The sequence below is a fragment of the Chitinophaga filiformis genome (assembly GCF_900102545.1).
Lineage (GTDB): Bacteria > Bacteroidota > Bacteroidia > Chitinophagales > Chitinophagaceae > Chitinophaga > Chitinophaga filiformis.
Genome location: NZ_FNBN01000005.1, coordinates 209,180 through 231,085, shown reverse-complemented (window position 1 = coordinate 231,085; position 21,906 = coordinate 209,180). Strand labels below are relative to the sequence as shown.

Genomic DNA, 21,906 nt, shown 5'->3' with positions numbered 1-21,906 from the left:
ATGTTAGCGTTTACCAGATATATGTAGCTACTGCACCATTGGTCAGGGTACTGGTCACTAGTTTTCCTTTGTACTGGATATTGAATGTCTGTGGCGTGGCACCACTGTTTACGACGATCAGCACTTTCTTGCCATCAGGGGTTTTGAACGCCACATTGTCCAATCCGTTCGTGATGTTGGAAGCAATTCTCACTGAGCCCGGGCGCACAAATTTTGAGGCATGGCCGATGATATAATATGCAACGTTACGAATTACTCCGGAACCAATTGTTAATGCTCCGAGGCAGGTAGTACAACCACCGTCTGTATGCGGACCATAGTTTGGATCGGCAGCCAGGTTCCATTCCAGCACATTACGGCACCAGTTGCGTGTAGCACCAATGATCAGCGTGCTCACATGCCACTTCAGGTCATTTGCGAAGTTGCCGGGGCCGCCTACCCATTGTTCTGTGAAGTAAATATTCTTTTCAGGGTAAGCATCATGCAACTGCGTCAGTGCGGTGATACTGCCACCATACAGATGAAAGGCCGAACCATCTACATAAGGATAAGCAGCTGCATCGCTCAGGATAGCGGCAGGATACTCAGGCTTATCTGCATTATGGTCGTATACGATGATTTTTGTAGTAAGACCGGCGGCTTTAAAAGCAGGTCCCAGGTGATTCTTTACGAAGTCAGCCTGTTCATTGGCCTGCATGACCATACTGGGGTTATTACCGCCGTGTAAGGGCTCATTCTGCGGCGTAATAGCATCGATCGTAATACCTTCTGCCTTCATTGCCTGGATATATTTCACAAAATATAAAGCATAGGCAGCATAGTATTCAGGCTTCAGACTACCGCCTTTGGATGCGTTGTTTGTTTTCATCCAGGAAGGAGCAGACCAGGGCGATCCCAGTATTTTGATATTGGGCGCCAGGGTAACTATTTTCTTCAGTACAGGCAGCAGGTCTTTCTTTTCCATGTCAATGCTGAACTTCGCCATGCTGGCATCTGTTTCACCTGCAGGAAGATCATTGTAGGTGAAAGGCGCTGCGCTCAGGTCAGAAGCGCCAATGCTCACACGCAGATAGCTCACACCGATATGTGTACTATCTGTCAGGAACAGTTCTTTCAATAACGCATCCTGTACATCTGCAGAAAGAGAATTGATCAGCGTGGCGCTGCCACCTGTCAGGCAATAACCGAAACCGTCTATGGTCTGATATGCCTGTGCATCATCTACTTTAATATCAGGATAGATATTGGTTGTGTCTTTAAAGAGCAGTCTTACCTGTTGTTTTTTAAACAGCACTGTTTTATCTCCGGTCGTCAGCCACATATTTACATCTGTGGTATCGGCCATGGGTGGGTCAACAGTGGGGTCGGGCACTTCTCCCCCATTTTTATCTTTGCAACCTGCAAAGGAGATCAGACCTGTCATCAGCAATACAGCCAGGCTGATCGATGTTTTATTAAAGCATCTCATTTTTCAATCATTTTATAAACTCTTACATAATCCACATCCATTGTTACCGGATAAATGGACTCGTCCATACCCTGTGCGCCGCCCCAGTCGCCGCCAACAGCAATATTCAACAGGAGATGGAATTTCTTATCGAAAGGCCATACCTGGTAGCCTTTTCCTTCATTAGCAAACTCAAAGATGAGCTGATCGTCGATATAGCCACGCAGTGCGTAAGGCGTCCAGTCCATTCTGTACACATGGTATTCTGTACTGGCGTTCTGTATTTTCTTAACGCTTGTTTTCTGTGTGTTTATTTTGAAGTAATAAGCTTCTGTATGCGCGGTGATATGGATCACATCCTGATCATATCCTACATGCTCCATAATATCGATCTCTCCTGATTTTGGCCAGCCTCCGTATGCCCAGTCGGTAGGCAGCATCCAGATAGCAGGCCAGGTACCTTTACCGGCAGGCAGTTTTGCTTTGATCTCAAAGCGGCCATACAGGAAGTCGCCTTTCCCTTTAGTTACCAGTCGTGCGGAGGTATAGTTACGGTTCTCCTTCACTTCTTTCTTAGCTGTGATGGTTAGTTTACCATTACCTACTGACGCATTGTCAAGGCTGTTGGTATAATATTCCAGCTCATTGTTCCCCCATCCACCGCCACCGATATCATATCCCCATTTGGTATTGTCAGGCAGTCCGGTATAATCAAATTCATCTGCCCATACCGGCGTTGTTTCAAAAGTCCAGTGCTTGTCTACCGGCCCCTGCGGACTTACAGGATTCGTTGTAGTATCCTTGTCGCCTTTTCCTGAACAGGAAAGAATATTAAAGCCCAGCAACAGGAAAGGAAGGAATTTCAATGTTTTCATACGCGATCTTTAGTAGATAAAAAATTAGGAATTGGGACCAGGAACCAAGCTATGCACCCTATTCCCGATCCGCAATTCCTAATCCAAAAAATTGGCTTTATTTCTCTTCCAGGAATTTCACATCGTCGATAGTGATACCGCCGGTTCCCAATGTACCACCGGAGCTACCTGCTTTAATCACAATATAAATATCTCCTGCCTTAGTAAAGGTCATAATACCGTTTTTATCTTTACCAGTACCATCACAACCGATCTTAGCAAGATCGTTGTCAAACGCTACAGTACCACAACCGGACCAGGTGTTCAGAGAAATGAACTTATTTCCGCTATAGTCCGAACCCTGTTTAGGCACAGCTGCATCAATGTAAACTTCAAACCAGGAATTAGTAGCGCCGCTACCCTGAACACGTCCTGAGAAAACATAGGATTTACCGGTCTTTACAGTCACCTTCTGATAGATAGCGCCATTGCTGTTGCCGGTATTACTGAAGACCATTTTTCCATTCTCTATTTTGATACTGGTCTGTGTACCTCCGGTGTTCAACAGTGTCCAGTATTGTTCACTACCTGCTTCCATATTACCACCCTGCAGGATATCCTGTGTTTCAGCATTCTGGGCGATAGTAATTTCCTTAGCTGTTTTTGCATATCCGCCGCTGGTGAATACTGTAAACTGGATCTTATATTTTCCGGCCTGGAAAAAGCTCAGCGTATCAGTTTCACGTTTGGATTTATGTCCTGCATCATCTGTCCATTCAAAGAGAAAGCCCCCCTGTGTTGTATTCTTTACAACGATCTTATTCGGGTTGCCGTTCAGTGGCTCAGCGGTGAAAGACGCTGTAGGCAGCGGGCCTAGTTCATTATCAGATGATTCCGGCGTACAGGCGGAAACAGCGCCGGCCAGCAGAGCGGCCATTGCTATAGTACGTGTATGTTTTATATACAGAAAGTTCATTAGTGCTGTTTGTTAGATCATGAATGCTGTTAATACGCTTATTTCCACTCAGGATTTTGCTGAAGCTTTGTATTCTCCAGTTCCAGTAATGGAATAGGCAATACTTCATGTTTACCTGTTTTGAAACCGCGGTCGCCCAGTGCTGCTGCCGCTCTGCCGGTACGTACCAGGTCAAACCAGCGGTGACCTTCACCAGCCAGTTCGAGGCGTCTTTCTTTGAAGATGTTATCATCTGTTGCCTCAATAGGATTGAGGCCTACGCGTGCACGTACAGCGTTCAATAATTCATATGCACGTGAACCTGCACCACCGCTCTGACCTGATTTCACCAGCGCTTCCGCTTCCATCAGATAAGTATCTGCCAGACGGATCTCATACAGGTTCTGCGGGAAGTTCAGCTCCATGTTACCAGGACCGGTAGATTTATCACTTACTTTCGCGGCAAATTTATTCAGGAACCAACCGGTATCATCATGTCCGGGAGAATAGCTGGCGATACCGTTTGCCTTCAGACTATCCATGTTTAATACGGTAGCATTATAACGCGGATCAAAGTGAATAGCATCAAACAGGCTTTTTGTAACAACCAGGAAACTCCAGCCGGATACCATCTGGGGTGCAGTAGGTTTCAAAGCAGTATAACCTCTGGGGCCTACCATGATGTTCAATACATTACCTTCGGTACACCCTACACAATTCCAGTTACCACCTGATTTAGAACTAAACGCTGCTTCGAATATTGATTCACTATTGAATTTATTGGCGTTGAATTTCCAGAGGTCAGCATAATTGGCCAGCAGCTTATAACCGTATTTCGGGCTTGTCTGTCCTGGTGTACCGTTTACCTCTGCCAGTTCTGCAGCAGCTTCCGCCCATTTCTCCTGGTACAGGTATACCTTACCCAATAGTGCGTGTGCAGCACCTCTCGTAGCACGTCCACCCAGTGAATCTACTGGCACCTGATCAGGGAAGTTAGGCTCTGCAATAGCATCCTTGATGTCCTGGATGATCAGATTGTATACATCAGCAGGAGGAGACTGTACCACATTGTACATTTCCGAAGCAGTTACGGATGTGGTCAGCAAGGGAATATTTCTGAATAAACGCACAAGGTCGAAATAGAAGAATGCCCGGAGGAATTTACATTCAGCGACAAAACGTTTCTTCAGATTGTCATCCATAGGAACATTAGGCAGCTTGCCTAACAACGTGTTTGCACGGAAAATGCCAGCATAACCTTTTTTCCATAGCTCTTCCTGAGGGCCCTGATCGGGAGCGAGTGTATATTTTGAAAATACCTGGAAGGCAGTCACATCACTCGCACCACCACCACCGGCCAGATGGTCATCTGAACCGGCATCCATAGCACCTACTTTGGTAACATAGCCACCACCCTGCCAGCTTACCACATCATATACTGCCACCAGGCCATTATAGGCTTCTGTTGCATTACGGTAATAGTTGGCTTCGAGGTCAGTACCTATTGGTCGTATTTCGAGAAATTTGTCGCTACAGCCGGCAGCCAGGTTTAATCCCATGGCCATGGCAATTATATATGGAATTTGTCTTGTTTTCATCTTGTTATCAGCTTTAAATAATTAGAACGTAGCATTTACACCTACCATGAAGGAGCGTGCCTGCGGATAGATACCTCTGTCGATGCTGAATACACCACCACCAATTTCAGGATCGTAACCGCTATATTTAGTCAGGGTCAGCAGGTTTTCACTCATCAGGTAAACACGGAATTTCTCGATGTATGCTTTCTTCAGCAGGGAAGCAGGCAGATTGTAACCGATCTGCAGGGATTTGATCCTTGCATAGTTGCCACTTTCCAGATAGAAATTGGATGGGTTCGTGAAGTTATTATTGTCGTTACCTGGTTTTGTAGTCAGACGTGGATAGTCATTGCTTGTACCTGGACCTGTCCAGCGACCCAATGCTTTGGTCTGCCAGTTGGCGGTCGGGATATCCAGACGACGCAGCCCCTGAAAGATCTTGTTACCAGCGGCCCCCTGTACGAACAATACCAGGTCAAAGCCTTTATAACCGGAATTCACTGTAAAGCCATATGTCCAGCTTGGAGTAGGATTACCCAGGAACTTACGATCACCTTCATATTCTATTTTGCCGTTGCCATCAAGATCTACCCAACGGAAATCACCAGGTACCGCACCAGGCTGAATTTTCGTACCATCTTTGTTTACATAAGCATCTACTTCCTGTTGTGTCTGGAAAATACCATTGGTCTGGAAACCAAAGAATGAACTATATGCCTGTCCAACAGCAGTACGTGTGATTGGCTTGCTGGTAGATTGAATGGATTCTCCGCCGGATAGATAGGCAATATTACGACCAAGGTTGGTTACCTTATTCTTCAGGTAGGAAACATTACCATTGATAGCGAAATTAACGTCGCCAAATTTCTTCCGATAACCCAGTTCCAGTTCCACGCCTTTGTTTTCCATATCAGCTACGTTAGCTGCAGGATTGGAGATGGCCCCTACGTAGAATGGGATACGTGGATACTGCAGGATGTCTTTCGTTGCCTTTCTAAACAAGTCGAATGACACGGTAATGTCGTTCAGCACTGTTGCTTCAAAACCGATATTTGTCTGGCTGGTGGATTCCCATTTCAGATCAGGGTTGGGAGGCGCATTAGGACTGTTTCCAACCACGTATGAGTCGCCTGTTCCAAAGCTATAGTTCCTTCCTCCGCCAACAGTAGAGAGGAATAAGAGGTCGCCGATATTGTCATTACCTACCACACCGTAACCACCACGAACCTTCAGGAAGTTGATGATCTCGTTACCCGACAGGAAACCTTCACTGGAAGCCACCCAACCTAGTGAGAAGGATGGGAAGATACCATATTTCTTATTGGCGCCGAAGCGGGAGGAACCATCACGGCGGACAATAGCCTCTGCAAGATATTTTTCATTATAGTTATAGTTCACACGTGCAAACAGAGATGAGAGCTTGTGATCTGAACTTTCACTACCGCTTGCGTCCTTCTGAGATGGCTGTACACTATACTTCAGTGATGCGTCTTTCAAACTGGTTACAGGAAGGTCATAGAAGGTCACAGAACTTGACCTGGTGTGGTTATCAACATACGCACCCTGTCCAACTAACAAGGTTACATTATGCTTGTTAAATGCTTTCGTATAGGAGACGGTATTTTCCACGTTCCAGTTAAAACCGTTGTTATAGCCACGGTTAAAGTTGTTACGGGAAGAGATGGTAGATGAGTTAAGATAAGATATCGGCGTAAAGGTCTCACTTCCCCAGAAAGCGATCTTGGAACCTAAGGTAGAGCGTAATTTCAGACCTTTGATCGGCGATACTTCCAGGTAAGCATTACCTACGATATTATGAGACCAGTTATACCTGTTGTCCTTACGGGTAGCTATATATGCCAGCGGATTGGTAATCTCCTGGAATACTGCGTTTGAAAGACCATAATAATTCCCATTAGCATCTTTCGGTACTCTTGGATCATATGTCGCTGCAACCGCAGGATCGGTGATAGTAACCGGAGTAATCGGATCCAGGTTAATAGCAGATGCCAGCGGACCGCCAAACTCACTATTTGTGTTACCCAGACCGATAGACTTATCGTATGCATATCCGACGTTCTGGCCGAAAGTTACCCACTCAGACAGTTTATGTGTAGAGTTCAGACGGAAGTTGATACGCTGGTATTTTGAGATGTCAGAAGCAACAATACCCTCCTGGTTCAGATAGCCGAAGGAAGAGTAGAAGGTAGATTTCTCACTACCACCGCTAACACTGATTTCATGATTCTGACGGATAGCATTGTTATTGAAGATCTGTGCCTGCCAGTCAGTGCCCTGTCCTAAAGACTGAGGATTGGCATATTTAATGCCTTCTCCGCCGGCCATAGAGGCTTCGTTGACTAAGGTGGCATACTGAGTGGCATTCAGCAGTTTCAGCTTACGTGCAGGAGCGGAAGTGCCATAATAACCATTGTAGTTCACGCTCAGCTTTCCGGCTTTACCTTTCTTGGTAGTGACCAGGATAACCCCTGCTGCAGCACGTGCACCATAGATAGCCTGGGAAGCCGCATCTTTCAGTACTTCGATAGACTCGATATCGTACTGGTTGAGATAACCAATACCACCGTTATCCACCACAACACCATCCACGACCCACAGCGGATCGTTGTTGTTGAAGGTGGTAATCCCTCTTACCCTTACAGAAGACCCTGAACCTGGCTGACCAGAGCTGGAAGCAATGGTAACACCGGAAGTTCTACCCTGCAGGGCGCTTTCAACACGGGTAATAGACTGGCTTTCCAGGTCGGAAGCTCTCACGCTGGTGATAGCGCCGGTTACCACGCTTTTCTTCTGTACACCATAACCCACCACAACGGTTTCGGTCAGGGAAGTTTCAGAACCTTTCAGTCTGATGGAGAGGTTGCCATTACCCACGGCCTGCGTATAGGTCGCAAACCCCAGGGCGCTGAATACCAGTGATCCTTCGGCAGGTGCTTTCAGTTTGAAGCGGCCGTCCGGATCGGTAGCAGTACCGATGGAACTGTTCTTTACGCGAACGCTTACACCGGGAACAGGCTCCCCTTTCTCATCCGTCACCCTTCCGGTCACGTTGATGGTCGTATCTGCCGCAGGTTTATCTCCTGGCAGGCTTTTTACGATGATGCGGGCGCCATCGATAGTATAGGCAAATGGTTGATTGCTGAGGCAGATATCAAGCACTTCTTTAACGGTAGCGTTTTTAATATCGATAGTTACCGGACTGGCCGTTGCGAGTAATGTTTCATCGTACACTATAGAAATTCCTGCCTGACGTGCTACCTGGCGAAGCACTTTCTTGAGGGGAGCTTTCTTTTCAGATATAGAGATCTGTTGCGATACCCCTTTTGCGCTGATCTGCAAACAAACCACTAGCAACAAAAAGGTGGTTAGTTTCATAACGGTGACAATTTTGGCTGGTAGAGGCGTCTGCGCACAGAAAGCCCTACCACTAAAGTTTAAATGCATACTTTTGTAGTGTTTGGGAATTTAGAAGATCAATAGTTATTAACGTGACGTGGTTTTTCAGAATGTCCCGGACAAGTCTGCCGGAAGTGTTGCAAGCGCTTCCGGTTTTTGTTTCATGGGACAATCCGCTTCTTTAGTTAATTTGTTTCAGTTACTAATTCCATAACGTAATCGTTTTTACTTGAATAATATCCCTGTCTGTTTTTACGTGGATTCAGTACAGTACAGGCTTTACTTTCCCGATGTAACAGTTAGCTTTCTTCCTGACAGTAAGAATGTAGATCCATTTGCTTCCAGCATATGCAGAATATCAGATAGAGGTAAGCTCCGGCTAATACGTCCCCCAAAGAGCCGTTCATTTCCCGTCTGGTTGTAACTAATGTCAATATCATACCACCTGGCCAGTTGACGTAGAATAGCTCCGAGGCTGGCGTTGTCGAATTCAAAAAAGCCTGTTTTCCAGGCAATTACCTGATCAACATCTGCCTGTTTTACTACCATGCTACCGGTAGCCGGGTCCACGATGGCCTGTTGTCCTGGTTTCAGTCGTTGTTCAGTTGTCCCATTTTTTACGTTTACGAGTCCTTCAACCAGTGTTGTATTGATACTCTTTTCGTCGGCATAGGCCATAATATCAAAGCTGGTACCCAGTACCTGTACTTCAAGATTGTTCACTTTTACGAAGAATGGCTGGCGGGCATTAGGCGCCACTTCAAAATAGCCCTGTCCCTGTAATTCCACCTCCCGATGATCGCCGTTAAAGGCGGTAGGATATCTCATACTGGAGGCCGCATTCAGCCATACACGGCTGCCATCGGGCAATACGATATTGAACTGACCTCCCCTTGGCACGGTCAGCGTATTATAAACAACGGCATCACTGTTGCCTTGTACGGCGTATTCCAGCTGTCCATTCTTCTGGCGAACGATGGTCTGCCCCTGGTTGATCACCTGATTACCGGCGCTGTCCAGCGTTACCACATCGCCGTTGGCCAGTATCAGTATAGCTTTATTAGTACCTGGCGCAATATCTCCGGTATCAGCCACCGCATTGTTACTTGTGGTAAACGTCTTGCGGGACGAGACGGCGCTCATATAATAATACATGCCACTTCCCAGCAGCACCAGTATTACAGCAGCTGCAGCCCAGCGTATGCGGGTACGCTGCCGGAATTTCACCACTTTCCCGCGGGATATATCCTGTAAAAGTCTTGTTTCTATCCTGTCGCTCACTTCAGAAGGGATCTCATGGTGTTCTCCCATGGTCTTTTGGAACTCCTGCTGCATAGCTGCAAGCAGGGAACGGTGGGAACCGGTCGATTGAAGCCAGGCGTATAATTCCTCGATTTCGGCCACAGTACATTGGCCGTCAAGGTATTTTTGCAAAAGTTTTTCGTTGTGGTCCGTGGATGATGACATAAATGATAAGCACCTTTTGCGGGTACTGTATATATTATCCGCAAATCATCAAACAGGGTACCTCCATCTTAAAAAAAAGTTAAAGAATTTTTCCGGCGAGGTAAATGGCGAGCAGAATATCGCCATGCCGGTGCACATAATCGTATATGAAGCGCATGCTCAGGACCATATGTTTCTTAACGGCATTTCTGGAAATACCCAGCAAAAAGGCTACTTCGTCATAGCTTTTCCCCTCCTGCCGGCATAATTTGAATACGTTCAGCCGTTGGGGAGGCATTCTTACCAGCGCTTCCTGGAATAAGCGTTCATATTCCCTGGCCCGCACCTCCTGTTCCGGCTGGGTACCGGCGGCTTCATTCAGCTGGTTGTATAACTGGTCTCTGAGCACTTTATCAGTGGCGAGTTTGTCGATCGTCTTTATAACATGGTTCCTGGCGATCCTGTATAAATATCCTGTAAAGGACAGTTCCGGGTTAATACGATCCCTGATCTCCCATACCTTGAGGAATACATCATGTACCAGATCTTCTGCAAGCGAAGGAACCTTGCAAAACCGCAATACATAGATGTAAAGAGAGGCGTGATAGTGCCGGTAGATCTTCGTGAACGCAGACTCATCTCCCTGCTTCATCCTTAACAACACCTCTTCCTCGGATGGCATACGATCCATATCAAATTGTACATTAGTAGGAACCCCCTAAATGGTGTAAATCTAAAGAAAAGTGGTAAATGTACAAATTAGTCAGGATTTCATGCAGACAGGCGCTGGAAGGGTACTTTTTACGCATATCTGTTGCGGGGATTTCAGAGTTGTAAATATTTCTACATAATTTATTTGCGCAATTGAAATAAATGTTCATATATTTGCACCCCCGACAAACGGGAAGGATCAGTAGTTCAGTTGGTTAGAATGCCGCCCTGTCACGGCGGAGGTCGCGGGTTCGAGTCCCGTCTGGTCCGCAACTAAGTAAAAGTGGGTATAATCGAGCAAAAGTGCTTAATTGTACCCACTTTTTTATGGTGATATAATTCCATTTGGCTTTTATGGCCATGCTCAAATTTACCCAGCTTTAGATCTATTGCGACCAGACGTCTTAACTTACGATGATAAAATAAAAGATCTATATAATAATCGGTATCATCGATAGAAATACGTTTTTGCCGGGATAAAAATGCGAAGTCATTACCCAGCTCCAAAATAAATAACTGCAACTGATATATAATACTTTGCTCCAGATCTCTTTCGCTATAGCTATCCTGTAACCCTAAAAAATTCAGAATATATGGATCTTTAAATGTAAGATCCGTTGTCATTTCTTTATTGCTCCGTAAGAGTTCAAGATCATTTTGAATGATTAACTCTGGCTTCTTGCTAATAGCTGTACGCTCATACAACATAGAATTTATCCGCTCCTGCAGTTGGCGGCTGCTCCATCTTTCATTTGACGCCATTGTCAGGTAAAATTCACGTTGTAGCTCATCTTTGAGATAAACAATTGATTTTATATGTGTCCAGCTTAATTGTCTCTGCACTGCGGAGACAATTTGTGCTTCGGAGAAAGTCTCTGCACAGCGGAGACAATGCCGCAGCGTCTTGTCATCCCACCCTTTGCCAAAGGCTTCTATCAGCTGGTCAGACAATTTCTTTACAACCTGTTAACGCAACATGACAATGTAAAAATTTGGAATGTTCTGCTTCTTTGACAAGATAGTCTGCTACATCTGCTCTGGAAATCTTGCTTATTTTTATTCCTTTAAATAGTTTACTTATTACCTTGTAGTTTGATGTTAGTGGTCCATTAGTTAACATTCCAGGTTTCACAAACTCCCAGTTCATAGAGCTCTCAGAGATTATTTTCTCCAAACGTGTCTTGTCCTTATATTGATCCTTTAGAAAAAGATTGATGACCAGGCGCAGAAAAAAGGTTAAATAACGAGCGCTTTCGCCAGTGCCAAAGCCGGTGACTATAATCACTGCCCCCATGTAGTTCAATTCCGATGTGACCATTAACAAGGTTTTAGCCAGATCGGAAAACAAGGTCGTTCCTTTTTTCTTTTTAGTTCCAACGGTCACAATCACTGCGTCCGTTCCGGCAATAGATTCTTTAAGATCACCCGCTGATAATGCAGTGCCGGTTATCTTAGTTAATGACTCATGTTCGGGCAGAGATGCATTGTTTCTTGAAAGCGCCCTGATTGAATGCCCACGCTCCAATGCGAGTTTTACAGCTTCTGCACCTATTCCTGCAGAAGCACCTATGATCGCTATTTTCATTATAAGTTTTTAAAAAAATTGATTTATCAGGTAAGTAAAATATATGTAACAGAGAAAATTATAATCGCCATATTCAATTTACATCTAAGCTTGTATCAGCACTACTTAGCCGGTTTATTCTAAACAGTCTATAGAACACAGCAACGATCAAAAGACCTGCTATTCCCTGACACAACATAGTCATCGGCGCTCCTATTTGTTGTGAAAGTGTACTTATCAGTAAGCTTCCAAGAGGTAACATTCCGAAGAACGCTAATACGACGTAACCCATAACACGACCTCTCATCCGGGGATGCGTCTCCGTTTGAATGATCGTGATACTTGTTGATATTGGAGTTATGGAGCCTGCACCCAGGATCAAAGCAAATGGTAGTGCCAGGCTTAGCGTTCTGGTTTGAGAAAACAGGATCAATCCGATGGCCATTGTAAAGATGCTTGCCAGTACAATTTTTATCAGATCGAAGCCGTTGGGAACTGAGGCTATCAGTAGTGTACCAATCAACGCACCAAGGCCTATGCTGCTGCTGATATAGCCGTAAGTTGCGGCGTTCCCTTTAAAAACTACCTTAGCAAAGACTGGCTCCAGCGTATCATAAGGTAAGATCAGCATACTCAGACAAGTAATCAGCAGGATAACCATGGAAATGGCAGGCGTTTGCCGGAGATAGCTGAATCCTTCTGCCAATTCTGAAATTACTTTTTTCTTTACCGGAGGTGGCTGGTACTTTGGAAGCTTCATCAGTAGCAGGGAAATGATCACCGCAATAAAACTTCCGGCATTTATAATAAAGCAAGTACTTGCACCAAAGCGCTGCAAGATTAGCCCCGATAATGCCGGCCCTGTAAGCTTGGCCAAATTTGCCATAGCAGAATTAAGCGCAATAGCATTGGTCAGATCTGCTTTGTTATTAACCATTTCATGTACGATCGTTTGCCGGGCCGGTACGTCAAGCGCATTAATCGCACCAAGAACAATGCTAAGCAAAAGTATTTGCCATATAACATAATGATTAGTGAACACCAACGCAGCAAGGAATATTGCTTGTATCATTGCTGCAATTTGGGTAAAAATCAAAATTTTATACCTGTTATATCTATCAGTAATTATACCTCCGAAAATAGAAAGCAGAAATGAGGGAAATAGTTGCGCAAACACTGCCACACCTATCATGGAAGAGGAATGGGTAAACGTATAGACAATCCATATAACCGCTGTCTGCTGCGTCCATGTGCCTATTTGTGATAGTGATTGACCCATGAAGAACAAGGTGAAGTTCCGATTTTGGAAAGCGCGAAAAGTATGATGTTTCAGACTTTGCATGTTTAAGAAAGCCATTTAATTTTACTATTGTGACGATCGCGCAGCACTATAACCCTCATTGAGCATCCAGTGCGTAAACGCGGCGTATCGTGTGGCAAAATCCTTATAATCCCTGGACTGTTCCACATCATTCGAAAACCTGCGTACTGTCTCAAAATAAGGCATCCGCTGCTTCTGATAGCGGTTAAGGGCAGCAGCCAAATCGGGTTCGGCTTTTATAGCATTGGTGAGCACCATCACATCTTCGATACCTAATGCACCACCTGCCGCAATGTGAGGGGAAAGGCCATGTGCCGCGTCACCAATAAGTGCTACACGCGTTGATACCCAAAAAGGCAACTCAGGGACATACAGGATCTGATTAAACAAGATTTTATCTTCGGGAGTCGATTCGATCAATCTGATAAGCGATTCGCCCCATTTCCCATCATTCAGGTTTCGGGCACGACGTAAGGCCTCTTCTTTTTTCGTTCCTGTAGGTTTAGCGCTGTTAAACTGGTTGATCATCCAGAATACCTGGTCGTCGAAAGTTTTGGCTAATCCGCCCCTGGTACGGTCAGCCCCTACGGTTAGGATCGTATTATCAATTTGCTGACCATCTAACGGAACCACAGCCCTCCAGACATGATGGCCTTTATGCTCCATTGCAGGATACCCTGGTAGCATTTGCTGGCGCACCGTAGAGTATACCCCGTCCGCTCCGATTAAAAGGTCGGCCTCAACCCTTCTGCCATCTGTCAATGTAACCGTTACCTTATTGGCTCCTTCCTCAAAACTTGCCAGTTTACTGTTTAACAGAATATATTCTTGTCCAACCGCATCACCAAGTATAGTATTCAATATGGGTCTTGAAAAGAGGGTGAATGCATAATCTTCCGGATCAAAACCAGCAGCCCGGAAGCGATGCCCGGAAGCGTTGTGAAACCATGCTTCTAAAGGGGCTCCAATGGAACGGATCTGCTCACCGATTCCAAGATCGTCAAATACATCTAATGCATTTTTCCATAGGTTTATAGAGGCACCGGCTGCTCTGATTGCTGAAGCCTGTTCAAGGACACATACGTCTGCCCCTAAACGCTTGAAAGCAATTGCGGCTGTCATACCCACTAAACCTCCCCCTGCAATAACTACTCGAAGCTTCGCCCTTCCAGGGTTATTGAAATTGTCTACCATTACTTTTATATTCTTTAATGTTTGTACTATCTAAATGCAAAGATAGAGGGACCATTAACCTGAAAACATCAGGATAACGGGCATTTATATCAGGAATCGCGGATTTATAATACATTTGTACGATAAGTAACAACTATAACCCACATTCTCTTTTGAGGCAGTGATTTAAACAATTGGCTACTGGCAAAAAATGGCAAAAAATAAGATTGTGCATATTCCTAAGTTCCGCATGGCCGATTCAGGATCCAAAGGAATAAAGCTGAATAAACTCGATCCTGGCACTGAGGTTGCCGGTGAGCACAGTATTGCTTTCCCTCATCGTGATGATCACTACATGCTGGTTATTATAGAGCAGGGAAAACTAGGCGGAAATATTGATTTTGAGAAAATCGAGTCAGAGGGCCCTTTTTTAATGGTTGTGTTTCCCGGACAAGTGCACCTGCTTACACCGCAAACACCATTATCTGGCTGGATCATTGATTTTGATCCGGCTTTAGTTGATCCACAATTACGAAACGACCTGGACTCCAGGTGCAAATATCTTTTGCCGATGCATCAATCTCCATCTGATGCAGCCTTCCGGCAAGTTCAAAAATTATTAACGGTAATACAGGCGCTGTATGAACAACCTTCGGATACCAGGCATAAAGCAATTGCAGCGATATTAACCGGCGTTTTACACATTATAAATGGCCTTGCTTTGCATATTGCGGAAACAGGGAGTCGAAAAAATAACAGGCCACAACAAATTAAACAGCAATTCCTGGCCTTGCTTTACCAGCATTACAACGAGTGGAAGAAGCCGTCCGAATATGCAAAAAGGCTTGCTATTTCTACCGCTCATCTCAATGATACCTTGAAGCAACTTACTGGCAGATCCACGATGTCAATTATCCAGGAGCATTGCGTTATGGAAGCAGAACGTTTATTACATTTCACTGATCTGAGTGTAAACGAGATCAGTTACCGACTTGGTTATCCTAATCCAAGTCACTTTATCGCAATTTTTAAAGCACAAAGGGGTATTACACCCTTGCGGTATCGTGTTCAGTCTATATGATAGATCTTTCAATGATGTTTCACCTGCAACATCCTATACCATTAATTGTAACATTTGAGGAAGCTGTCCCGGGATAAACAGGGTAATTTTGCGAAGACCTGCAATGGTGGAAAGATTCCAAGTTTGGATTGTTTATTCATTTTGGACTGTACTCGGTTCTAGGCGAGGGCGAATGGGCGATGTTCAACAAACGGATGGATACATCTGAATATGGGAAGCTGAAGACATGATCGTGAAGCTAACTTTGAAATAGGCCCCTATCCATTTGGCGGTTTGCCCACCCCCAGATGGTTACACTGTCATTCTGTTGCAGCACCATGTTGCTGCCAACGAGTGCCGGTAATCTGATGGCGGCATTAAGTGCTGCAGGGAATAGGCAGCGCAATGCCGTAAAGGAGGAATTTTCCCATCTTTAATATATTTACCTTTCTTATTAACGTTTAAAAATCTGTTGTGAAAACAGATACAAGTTACGGTCCCACTCCGTATTGTCATGTCCATTCGTGTCTACATTCCAAACGTGGGGAAAACTAATTTCGTTAAGGTACTGATGGGCCTTTTCACTGATCCGCCAAAGGCCATCTTTATTCCCGCATCCTATCCACAGCAGCTTCAGATTTTTCCGGGCAGCGTTAATATCCGGAATAAATTGCACATCTGTATACATATTACCAAACGTATTCGTATTAGGCGCCGAAGAAAATCCACCTACATAGGCAAATGTTTCCAGATGATGCAAACCTATATTTAACGATTGGCCGCCGCCCATTGACAAACCTGCCAATGCACGATGTTTCGGGCTGCTGATAGTGGAATAATGTGAATCGATGTAGGGAATGATATCTTTCAACAAATCCTCTTCAAATGGTTTTCCGTAACCCTCAAAATTATCTGCTCTCCCCGAACGGCCGGCAGCCGCTGTATCTGTTACGGTGAGCTTAGTATCGCAGTTGGGAAAAACCATTATTACAGGCTGAATTTTACCTTCTGCGATCAGGTTGTCTACAACGTTATCTGCCTGGCACCATTCAGTCCATTGCCCATAGTTCTGGCCCAAACCATGCAACAGGTATAACACCGGATATTTCTTATCAGCAGAGTATCCCGGGGGCGTATACACGCTCATTTCCCGGAGTTTTCCGAGCGTTTTTGAGCTGTACTGAACCACTCCTAATTTTCCGCGGGGTACATTACTATGCTGCTTATTAAATCCGGCAGGCGGATCAGGGAAAGTGGGTATAGTGTCCGTTTTAAATGAACCCGTCTCTGTTTGCGCCCGGCAGATATGGCCGGCAATAATAAATACGATCGAAATAAACAAATGCCTGTTACTCATTTTTTATAAGGTCAATTTTATATGTTCCAAAACAGTGGGCCCTGGATCTTTAAATCATTCCAGCACCATTACAAATCCTCCACTTGCATTCAAAGTAAGATCAAGCTTCTTTTGTTGCGTTGTGTTCAGAACTGTTTTGAAAACAGCTCACTTTTTACACCGTCTGTGAACAGCGTTGCCTTTCCTTTACCTGCACCATTCCCTCCGGTGATTGTGCATAATGCCGTTTGCCCGACAAGAATAAGAAAGCGCCAGCTCAAAGGCGGGAGTGGTTTTCCTGCCTGTGTCAGATGGTTCAACCAGGGGGCCGGAATGTTGCCAACCAGCCCCCTGGTAAATGATTCCTATAAGCCTTTTACCATCCTGCGTTTTGTTTCAATACGTTATTAGACAATGTGATCTGGGCATAAGGTATCTGCACCAGGCCTTTTGTTTCTGTGACCTTTGATGCCAGAATGGCTTTGGTTGTATTCACACCGCCGTTTTGAACGGTCACTGATCCGGCAATGGCGGTTGCTGCAACGTTTATGCCCTGGCGAAGCAGATCCCAGTAGCGGATCCCTTCTCCTGCAAACTCAAGCTTCCTTTCATTCATAATATTTGCCTGAGTTACCGGGAGCTGCACAAAGCTGGCGCCCAATGCTCTTTTGCGCACATCATCAAAGTAGTTCTGTGCACCGGCAGCACCTAATTCGGCGGCCATCAGCAATACATCCGCGTAACGGATAGATACATAATCCTGATACTGGCTGATCATGAAGCTCACACCGCCCATTTTTTCCGCCAGGCTTCTACCTGCTGCATCAGCCATGGGTGTATATTTTTTAATGCAGTAGCCTGTATACTCCCTTTGATCTTTTATATTCTGAAAATCAAGCCCTTCATCCTTTATAGAAATAATAGAGGCGCTCCTCCGGCTGTCGCCCGGCGCGTAGGCATCCCAGAGCTTAGGGTTCACGGTGGCGCCGCCCCAGCCCATTCCATACGGGTAAATACTCTGAATACGGATGCCATACATTACCAGCCAGTTATTGCCATCCACATTACCGTTCCAATTACTGGTATAGGTGTATTTGATGGCAAACACGGTTTCCTTATTATCTTCTCCTACGTAATTATTGAGAGAAGCGGCAGGCCATAAATTGGCAAATTTTTCCACCAAACCAAATCCTCCGTTGTTAATAACATCTTCCAGGTAAGCAAGCACCTGTGCTTTTGACACCTCTCCTACCAGGTCTGCTTTGTTATAAGCGCCGGTATAATAAAGGAATACACGGCCTATCAAAGATTCGGCGGCCCATTTGGTTACGCGTCCGCGGGTAGCGGCATCCTGGCCGCCGTAGCTGATGGCAGGCAGGTTAGCTGCCGCAAATTTCAGATCATCTGCGATCAGCTTATAAACGCTGTCTACACTGGTCTGCGGTACATTATCCGTAGTAGGTTTTGTGATCAGCGGAACATTTCCAAACAGCCTGACCATATCAAAATAGCAGTATGCGCGTATAAACTTTGTTTCCGCTTCGTAGGTCTTGCGTAAATCGTCATTCCCTTTCCAATCCACCCCATCCATATGCAGCAAAAGCATATTGGCGCGGTAAATAGCCTTGTAATAAAGGGCCCAGGTATCGCCAAACATATTCTGATCGGAAGGTGAGCGAAGCTTGTCAAATTCGTCTATCATCTGAAGCCCGAATCCATCTGCATTGCCGCCGCCGCCAAATGCTTCGTCAGACATCACTACAGATGCTACCGGAAAAGCAAAGCCGCCAGACCAAATGCGCTGTAATCCATCATACACGCCTACCAGCGCTTTCCAGGCGTCGTCCGGTGTTTTATAAAAGTTCTGCTCAGTGGCGGAAGTTACATCTTCCGTGTCCAGGAAGCTCTTACTACAGGCTACCAGTGATAACAATGCAGCTGATAGTATATATATTCTTAAGTTTTTCATTGCTGATTCTTTTTTAGTTTAAAAGCGGATGTTTGCCCCAACCATGTATGTCCTGGGCCTGGGATAATATCCAAGGTCCACGCCGGATGAAAAGCCTTCATTATATCCAACTTCCGGATCCATTCCCTTGTAACCGGTAATGGTGAACGCATTCAGCACAGAGCCATATACTCTTAACCTGCCCAGGTAGCTTTTCTTAACCAGGCGTGCAAAATCATAACCAAGCGTAATGGTGCTGATACGGAGGAATTTCCCATCATAGATATACAGGTCAGAGAACTGCGCCCAGTTCACGCCATCTTCCGTTACCCTGGGGATCCTGTTGGAAGTTCCAGGGCCATGCCAGCGCTGCAGCACCTCAGTAGTATAGTTTCCGAAACCACCCGGGCCTCTCCAGGACTGCACCAGCTGATTGCCGGAAACACCGGACGCCTGTATGAACAGATCAAAACCTTTATAGCCCAGCGCTACGTTAAAACCAAATGTGAGGTTAGGATTAGGGTCGCCGATCTTGGTCTTATCGTTAGCATCAATGGTGCCATCGCCATTCAGATCCACATAACGGATATCTCCCGGCAGGGCGGTGGGCTGAATGGGTGTACCTGTTTTACCTTTATAGGCCTGTACTTCCTCTGCAGTTTGAAAAATACCGTCTGTTTTATATCCCCAGAAATAACCTACCGGCTCACCGTTTGCTGCGCGGTAAAACTCACCGGCATTGGCATACAGCACATTGGTATTGCCATGCAGCACATGATCATTTGTAGGAATATTCCCGATCCGGTTCCTGTTATAGGCGCCGTTAATACCAACTGAATAATTGAAGTCCTTACCAATGCTGTTCTGGTAATTGAGCGCCAGCTCAACGCCTTTATTCGTTACATCGCCGCCGTTGATCAGCGGCGCATCAGCGCCGGCAGTGGCCAGAATGGGTACGGTAATTAACCAGTCTTTTGTTTTCTTGTTATAATAATCAAATGTTATGTTCAGTCTTTTCAGCACGGTAGCATCAAAGCCGATATTGGTCTGTTCGGAGGTTTCCCATTTTACATCAGGATTAGCGATGCGGCTTGGGAAGGCACCCTGCGTATTTGCCCCTTCAACGGGTCCGAAGATATAGGCCGTATTACTAAAGCTGATGGGAGACAAATATTGATAAGCCGCCACATTCTGATTACCTACCCGGCCCCAGCTGCCGCGGATCTTCAGGAAATTCAGCCAGTGAGCGTCCTGCATAAAGCTCTCCATAGAGGTCACCCATCCTGCCGATACAGAAGGGAAATATCCCCAGCGGTGCCCGGGCGCAAATCTTGATGACCCATCAGACCGGAAGGTGATATTCAGCAGATATTTTTCACGGAAATCATATTGCAGCCTGCCGAAATAAGACAGCAAAGCATTTTCAGTCGGTCCCCCGCTAATGCTCATGTAAGGCGCGCCCCTGTCCACATTTTGGGCCACGGAAAGGTAGGCATGCTGCAGATCGGCCACGCGCAGGTACCAGTTATTACCACTGATATTCACCGTTTTTGTTTTCAGCGAAGAACTGCCGGCCATTACGCTGAAGTGATGGTCATTAGCCACATTAAAATCATAGCTCAGCAAATTATCGAACTGAAGGGTTAGCCCGTTGCCCATTGACTGGCTTACCTTGGAAGTATCGTTAAATGAATAAATAGAGAGGTGATAAACCGGCGTATAACCATGGCTTTGATTAGAGGTATAATTCACCCCCAGGCTGGAGCGGAACTTTAATCCCTTAATGGGCTCAGCTTGTATATATACATCGCCAAATAAGCCCTGTGAGCTGTTACGGTTACGCGTAGTATAATCCATTACTCCATATGGGTTGGATTCTGTATTGTTCCATGATTGATCAGGTTTTCCCGGATACCAGCCTTTCTGGTCGCTGCTGAAATAATTGCCGTTCGCGTCATACATGGGCAGGAAAGGGCTTGTACTGAAAGCACTGCGTAAAGTGTTGTTGTACTGGCCATCTACCAGAATCCCATGCGTGTTCTGGTAATTGAACGTAAGATGCTCGCCTACCTTGATGATATTCTGGTATAAGTTGTGGTCTGAGTTTATCCTGAACGTATAGCGCTCGAAGTTAGAAATATTGGAACCGCCTACAATACCACCCTGGCCTGTATATCCCAGTGACAGGGAATAGGCTGAACCGGCGCCACCGCCCTGTACGCCCAGCACATAGTTCTGGGTGGGTACATTGCTCTTAAACATCTCATCCATCCAATTGGTATTTACCGGCAGATTGTTAATTACGTCATTGCTGAAATAAGGCGCTTTACCCGAGTTTACAGCCGCTTCATTTATAATGGTGGCATACTCTTTTGCATTCAGCAGCTTTGCTTTACGTGCAACGTTCTGGGCGCCGTAAAAAGCATCCAGTGTTACCTGCGCTTTCTGATTATTCTTTCCTGAGCGGGTGGTAACCAGGATAACGCCATTGGCCGCCTGGGAACCGTAAATAGCAGCAGAAGCGGCATCCTTCAGGATGTCAATGGATTCAATGTCCGCGGGATTCAGGTATGAAATATCACCGGTCTGAACGCCATCAACAATATACAGCGGAGAAAAATTACCCACCGTACCCTTACCACGGATAATTACATTCATGCCTGAACCGGGCTGCCCTGAATACGAGGTGATCTGTACACCCGGCGCCTGCCCCTGCAAAGCCTGCATTGCATTGGTGGTATTCTGCTTTTGAATATCGGAGCCTTTTACCTGTATGTTGGCGCCTGTTACCAGCTTTTTCTTCTGTGTGCCGTAACCGATCACCACTATATTCTCCAGCTGGTTCTCCGATTCCTGCAACTGGATCCTTAGTTCCGGCGATTCAACCTTCACTTCTTTCGCAATGAATCCTACTGAAGTAATCACCAGCACATCGCCGGTGGATGCATTAATGGAGAACTTTCCCGATTCATCCGCAATGGCGGAGGTTTGGGTATTCTTCACATTAATGGACGCGCCCGGAACCGGGGCGGATGTGCTTTGGCTTGTTATGGTCCCGGTCACTTTTGCGGTTTGGGCAAAAACGTTTTTGCTT

At 45.7% G+C, this 21,906-nt stretch carries 17 protein-coding genes and 1 tRNA gene; 3 read left to right on the top strand and 15 right to left on the bottom strand.

Annotation, left to right across the window (positions count from 1 at the left end):
* Window positions 1-10 precede the first annotated feature (10 nt).
* From BLR32_RS21110 to BLR32_RS21080, 7 genes are all read right to left on the bottom strand, one after another.
* Window positions 11-1,468, bottom strand: coding sequence for a glycoside hydrolase family 30 protein (locus BLR32_RS21110; protein ID WP_089834841.1), 1,458 nt, complete (start codon window positions 1,466-1,468; stop codon window positions 11-13).
* The gene (locus BLR32_RS21105; protein ID WP_089834840.1) at window positions 1,465-2,322 is read right to left on the bottom strand and encodes a glycoside hydrolase family 16 protein; all 858 of its coding nucleotides are present in this window, start codon (window positions 2,320-2,322) and stop codon (window positions 1,465-1,467) included. The genes BLR32_RS21110 and BLR32_RS21105 overlap by 4 nt, the downstream gene beginning before the upstream one ends.
* 97 nt (window positions 2,323-2,419) lie before the next feature.
* Window positions 2,420-3,277, bottom strand: coding sequence for a cupredoxin domain-containing protein (locus BLR32_RS21100; RefSeq protein WP_089834839.1), 858 nt, complete (start codon window positions 3,275-3,277; stop codon window positions 2,420-2,422).
* Window positions 3,278-3,315: 38 nt separating this feature from the next.
* A complete protein-coding gene (locus BLR32_RS21095) occupies window positions 3,316-4,854 on the bottom strand; it encodes a RagB/SusD family nutrient uptake outer membrane protein (protein WP_089834838.1) in 1,539 nt (512 codons plus the stop codon).
* Between the two features lie 21 nt (window positions 4,855-4,875).
* Entirely contained in the window at window positions 4,876-8,232 is a 3,357-nt protein-coding gene (locus BLR32_RS21090) for a TonB-dependent receptor (protein WP_089834837.1), read from the bottom strand.
* 300 nt (window positions 8,233-8,532) lie between these two features.
* Window positions 8,533-9,720: a FecR domain-containing protein gene (locus BLR32_RS21085; protein ID WP_089834836.1), complete on the bottom strand. Its 1,188-nt coding sequence runs from the start codon at window positions 9,718-9,720 to the stop codon at window positions 8,533-8,535.
* A 79-nt stretch (window positions 9,721-9,799) separates the two neighbouring features.
* Window positions 9,800-10,390: an RNA polymerase sigma factor gene (locus tag BLR32_RS21080; RefSeq protein ID WP_089834835.1), complete on the bottom strand. Its 591-nt coding sequence runs from the start codon at window positions 10,388-10,390 to the stop codon at window positions 9,800-9,802.
* A 216-nt stretch (window positions 10,391-10,606) separates the two neighbouring features.
* Between BLR32_RS21080 and BLR32_RS21075 the strand changes: the two genes are divergently transcribed.
* Window positions 10,607-10,680 (top strand) — tRNA-Asp (locus BLR32_RS21075).
* A 3-nt stretch (window positions 10,681-10,683) separates the two neighbouring features.
* On the opposite strand, the gene BLR32_RS21070 is transcribed toward BLR32_RS21075, so the two are convergent.
* The 4 genes from BLR32_RS21070 to BLR32_RS21055 all read right to left on the bottom strand — a co-directional run bounded on the left by BLR32_RS21070 (window position 10,684) and on the right by BLR32_RS21055 (window position 14,489).
* Entirely contained in the window at window positions 10,684-11,361 is a 678-nt protein-coding gene (locus BLR32_RS21070; protein ID WP_089834834.1) for a PDDEXK nuclease domain-containing protein, read from the bottom strand.
* Window positions 11,354-11,995 carry an NAD(P)-dependent oxidoreductase gene (locus tag BLR32_RS21065; protein WP_089834833.1) on the bottom strand — a complete coding sequence of 214 codons (642 nt, stop codon included), beginning with the start codon at window positions 11,993-11,995 and terminating at the stop codon, window positions 11,354-11,356. The genes BLR32_RS21070 and BLR32_RS21065 overlap by 8 nt, the downstream gene beginning before the upstream one ends.
* A 73-nt stretch (window positions 11,996-12,068) precedes the next feature.
* Window positions 12,069-13,316 (bottom strand): MFS transporter, encoded by a 1,248-nt coding sequence (locus tag BLR32_RS21060; protein ID WP_089835077.1) that lies wholly within the window; start codon window positions 13,314-13,316, stop codon window positions 12,069-12,071.
* 24 nt (window positions 13,317-13,340) lie between these two features.
* Window positions 13,341-14,489 carry an FAD-dependent oxidoreductase gene (locus tag BLR32_RS21055; RefSeq protein ID WP_089834832.1) on the bottom strand — a complete coding sequence of 383 codons (1,149 nt, stop codon included), beginning with the start codon at window positions 14,487-14,489 and terminating at the stop codon, window positions 13,341-13,343.
* 190 nt (window positions 14,490-14,679) lie between these two features.
* Here BLR32_RS21055 and BLR32_RS21050 point away from each other — a divergent pair, with 190 nt between their 5' ends.
* Both BLR32_RS21050 and BLR32_RS34640 read left to right on the top strand, forming a co-directional pair.
* Window positions 14,680-15,549, top strand: coding sequence for a helix-turn-helix domain-containing protein (locus BLR32_RS21050; RefSeq protein ID WP_089834831.1), 870 nt, complete (start codon window positions 14,680-14,682; stop codon window positions 15,547-15,549).
* Between the two features lie 98 nt (window positions 15,550-15,647).
* Window positions 15,648-15,779 (top strand): alpha-L-fucosidase, encoded by a 132-nt coding sequence (locus BLR32_RS34640; RefSeq protein ID WP_089834830.1) that lies wholly within the window; start codon window positions 15,648-15,650, stop codon window positions 15,777-15,779.
* Window positions 15,780-15,982: 203 nt separating this feature from the next.
* Here BLR32_RS34640 and BLR32_RS21040 read toward each other — a convergent pair whose 3' ends face one another.
* From BLR32_RS21040 to BLR32_RS21030, 4 genes are all read right to left on the bottom strand, one after another.
* Window positions 15,983-16,885, bottom strand: coding sequence for an alpha/beta hydrolase (locus tag BLR32_RS21040; protein ID WP_218124230.1), 903 nt, complete (start codon window positions 16,883-16,885; stop codon window positions 15,983-15,985).
* A 125-nt stretch (window positions 16,886-17,010) separates the two neighbouring features.
* Window positions 17,011-17,145: a hypothetical protein gene (locus tag BLR32_RS34500; protein WP_262487430.1), complete on the bottom strand. Its 135-nt coding sequence runs from the start codon at window positions 17,143-17,145 to the stop codon at window positions 17,011-17,013.
* A 95-nt stretch (window positions 17,146-17,240) separates the two neighbouring features.
* Window positions 17,241-18,833: a RagB/SusD family nutrient uptake outer membrane protein gene (locus BLR32_RS21035; protein ID WP_089834829.1), complete on the bottom strand. Its 1,593-nt coding sequence runs from the start codon at window positions 18,831-18,833 to the stop codon at window positions 17,241-17,243.
* Window positions 18,834-18,851: 18 nt separating this feature from the next.
* A complete protein-coding gene (locus BLR32_RS21030) occupies window positions 18,852-21,875 on the bottom strand; it encodes a SusC/RagA family TonB-linked outer membrane protein (protein ID WP_245705486.1) in 3,024 nt (1,007 codons plus the stop codon).
* Window positions 21,876-21,906: the final 31 nt, after the last annotated feature.

Bases quoted from the DNA above. Each gene is read 5' to 3' on its own strand.
- BLR32_RS21110 (WP_089834841.1), bottom strand. From the start codon at position 1,468: ATGAGATGCTTTAATAAAACATCGATCAGCCTGGCTGTATTGCTGATG.
- BLR32_RS21105 (WP_089834840.1), bottom strand. From the start codon at position 2,322: ATGAAAACATTGAAATTCCTTCCTTTCCTGTTGCTGGGCTTTAATATT.
- BLR32_RS21100 (WP_089834839.1), bottom strand. From the start codon at position 3,277: ATGAACTTTCTGTATATAAAACATACACGTACTATAGCAATGGCCGCT.
- BLR32_RS21095 (WP_089834838.1), bottom strand. From the start codon at position 4,854: ATGAAAACAAGACAAATTCCATATATAATTGCCATGGCCATGGGATTA.
- BLR32_RS21090 (WP_089834837.1), bottom strand. From the start codon at position 8,232: ATGAAACTAACCACCTTTTTGTTGCTAGTGGTTTGTTTGCAGATCAGC.
- BLR32_RS21085 (WP_089834836.1), bottom strand. From the start codon at position 9,720: ATGTCATCATCCACGGACCACAACGAAAAACTTTTGCAAAAATACCTT.
- BLR32_RS21080 (WP_089834835.1), bottom strand. From the start codon at position 10,390: ATGGATCGTATGCCATCCGAGGAAGAGGTGTTGTTAAGGATGAAGCAG.
- BLR32_RS21065 (WP_089834833.1), bottom strand. From the start codon at position 11,995: ATGAAAATAGCGATCATAGGTGCTTCTGCAGGAATAGGTGCAGAAGCT.
- BLR32_RS21060 (WP_089835077.1), bottom strand. From the start codon at position 13,316: ATGCAAAGTCTGAAACATCATACTTTTCGCGCTTTCCAAAATCGGAAC.
- BLR32_RS21055 (WP_089834832.1), bottom strand. From the start codon at position 14,489: ATGGTAGACAATTTCAATAACCCTGGAAGGGCGAAGCTTCGAGTAGTT.
- BLR32_RS21050 (WP_089834831.1), top strand. From the start codon at position 14,680: ATGGCAAAAAATAAGATTGTGCATATTCCTAAGTTCCGCATGGCCGAT.
- BLR32_RS21040 (WP_218124230.1), bottom strand. From the start codon at position 16,885: ATGAGTAACAGGCATTTGTTTATTTCGATCGTATTTATTATTGCCGGC.
- BLR32_RS21035 (WP_089834829.1), bottom strand. From the start codon at position 18,833: ATGAAAAACTTAAGAATATATATACTATCAGCTGCATTGTTATCACTG.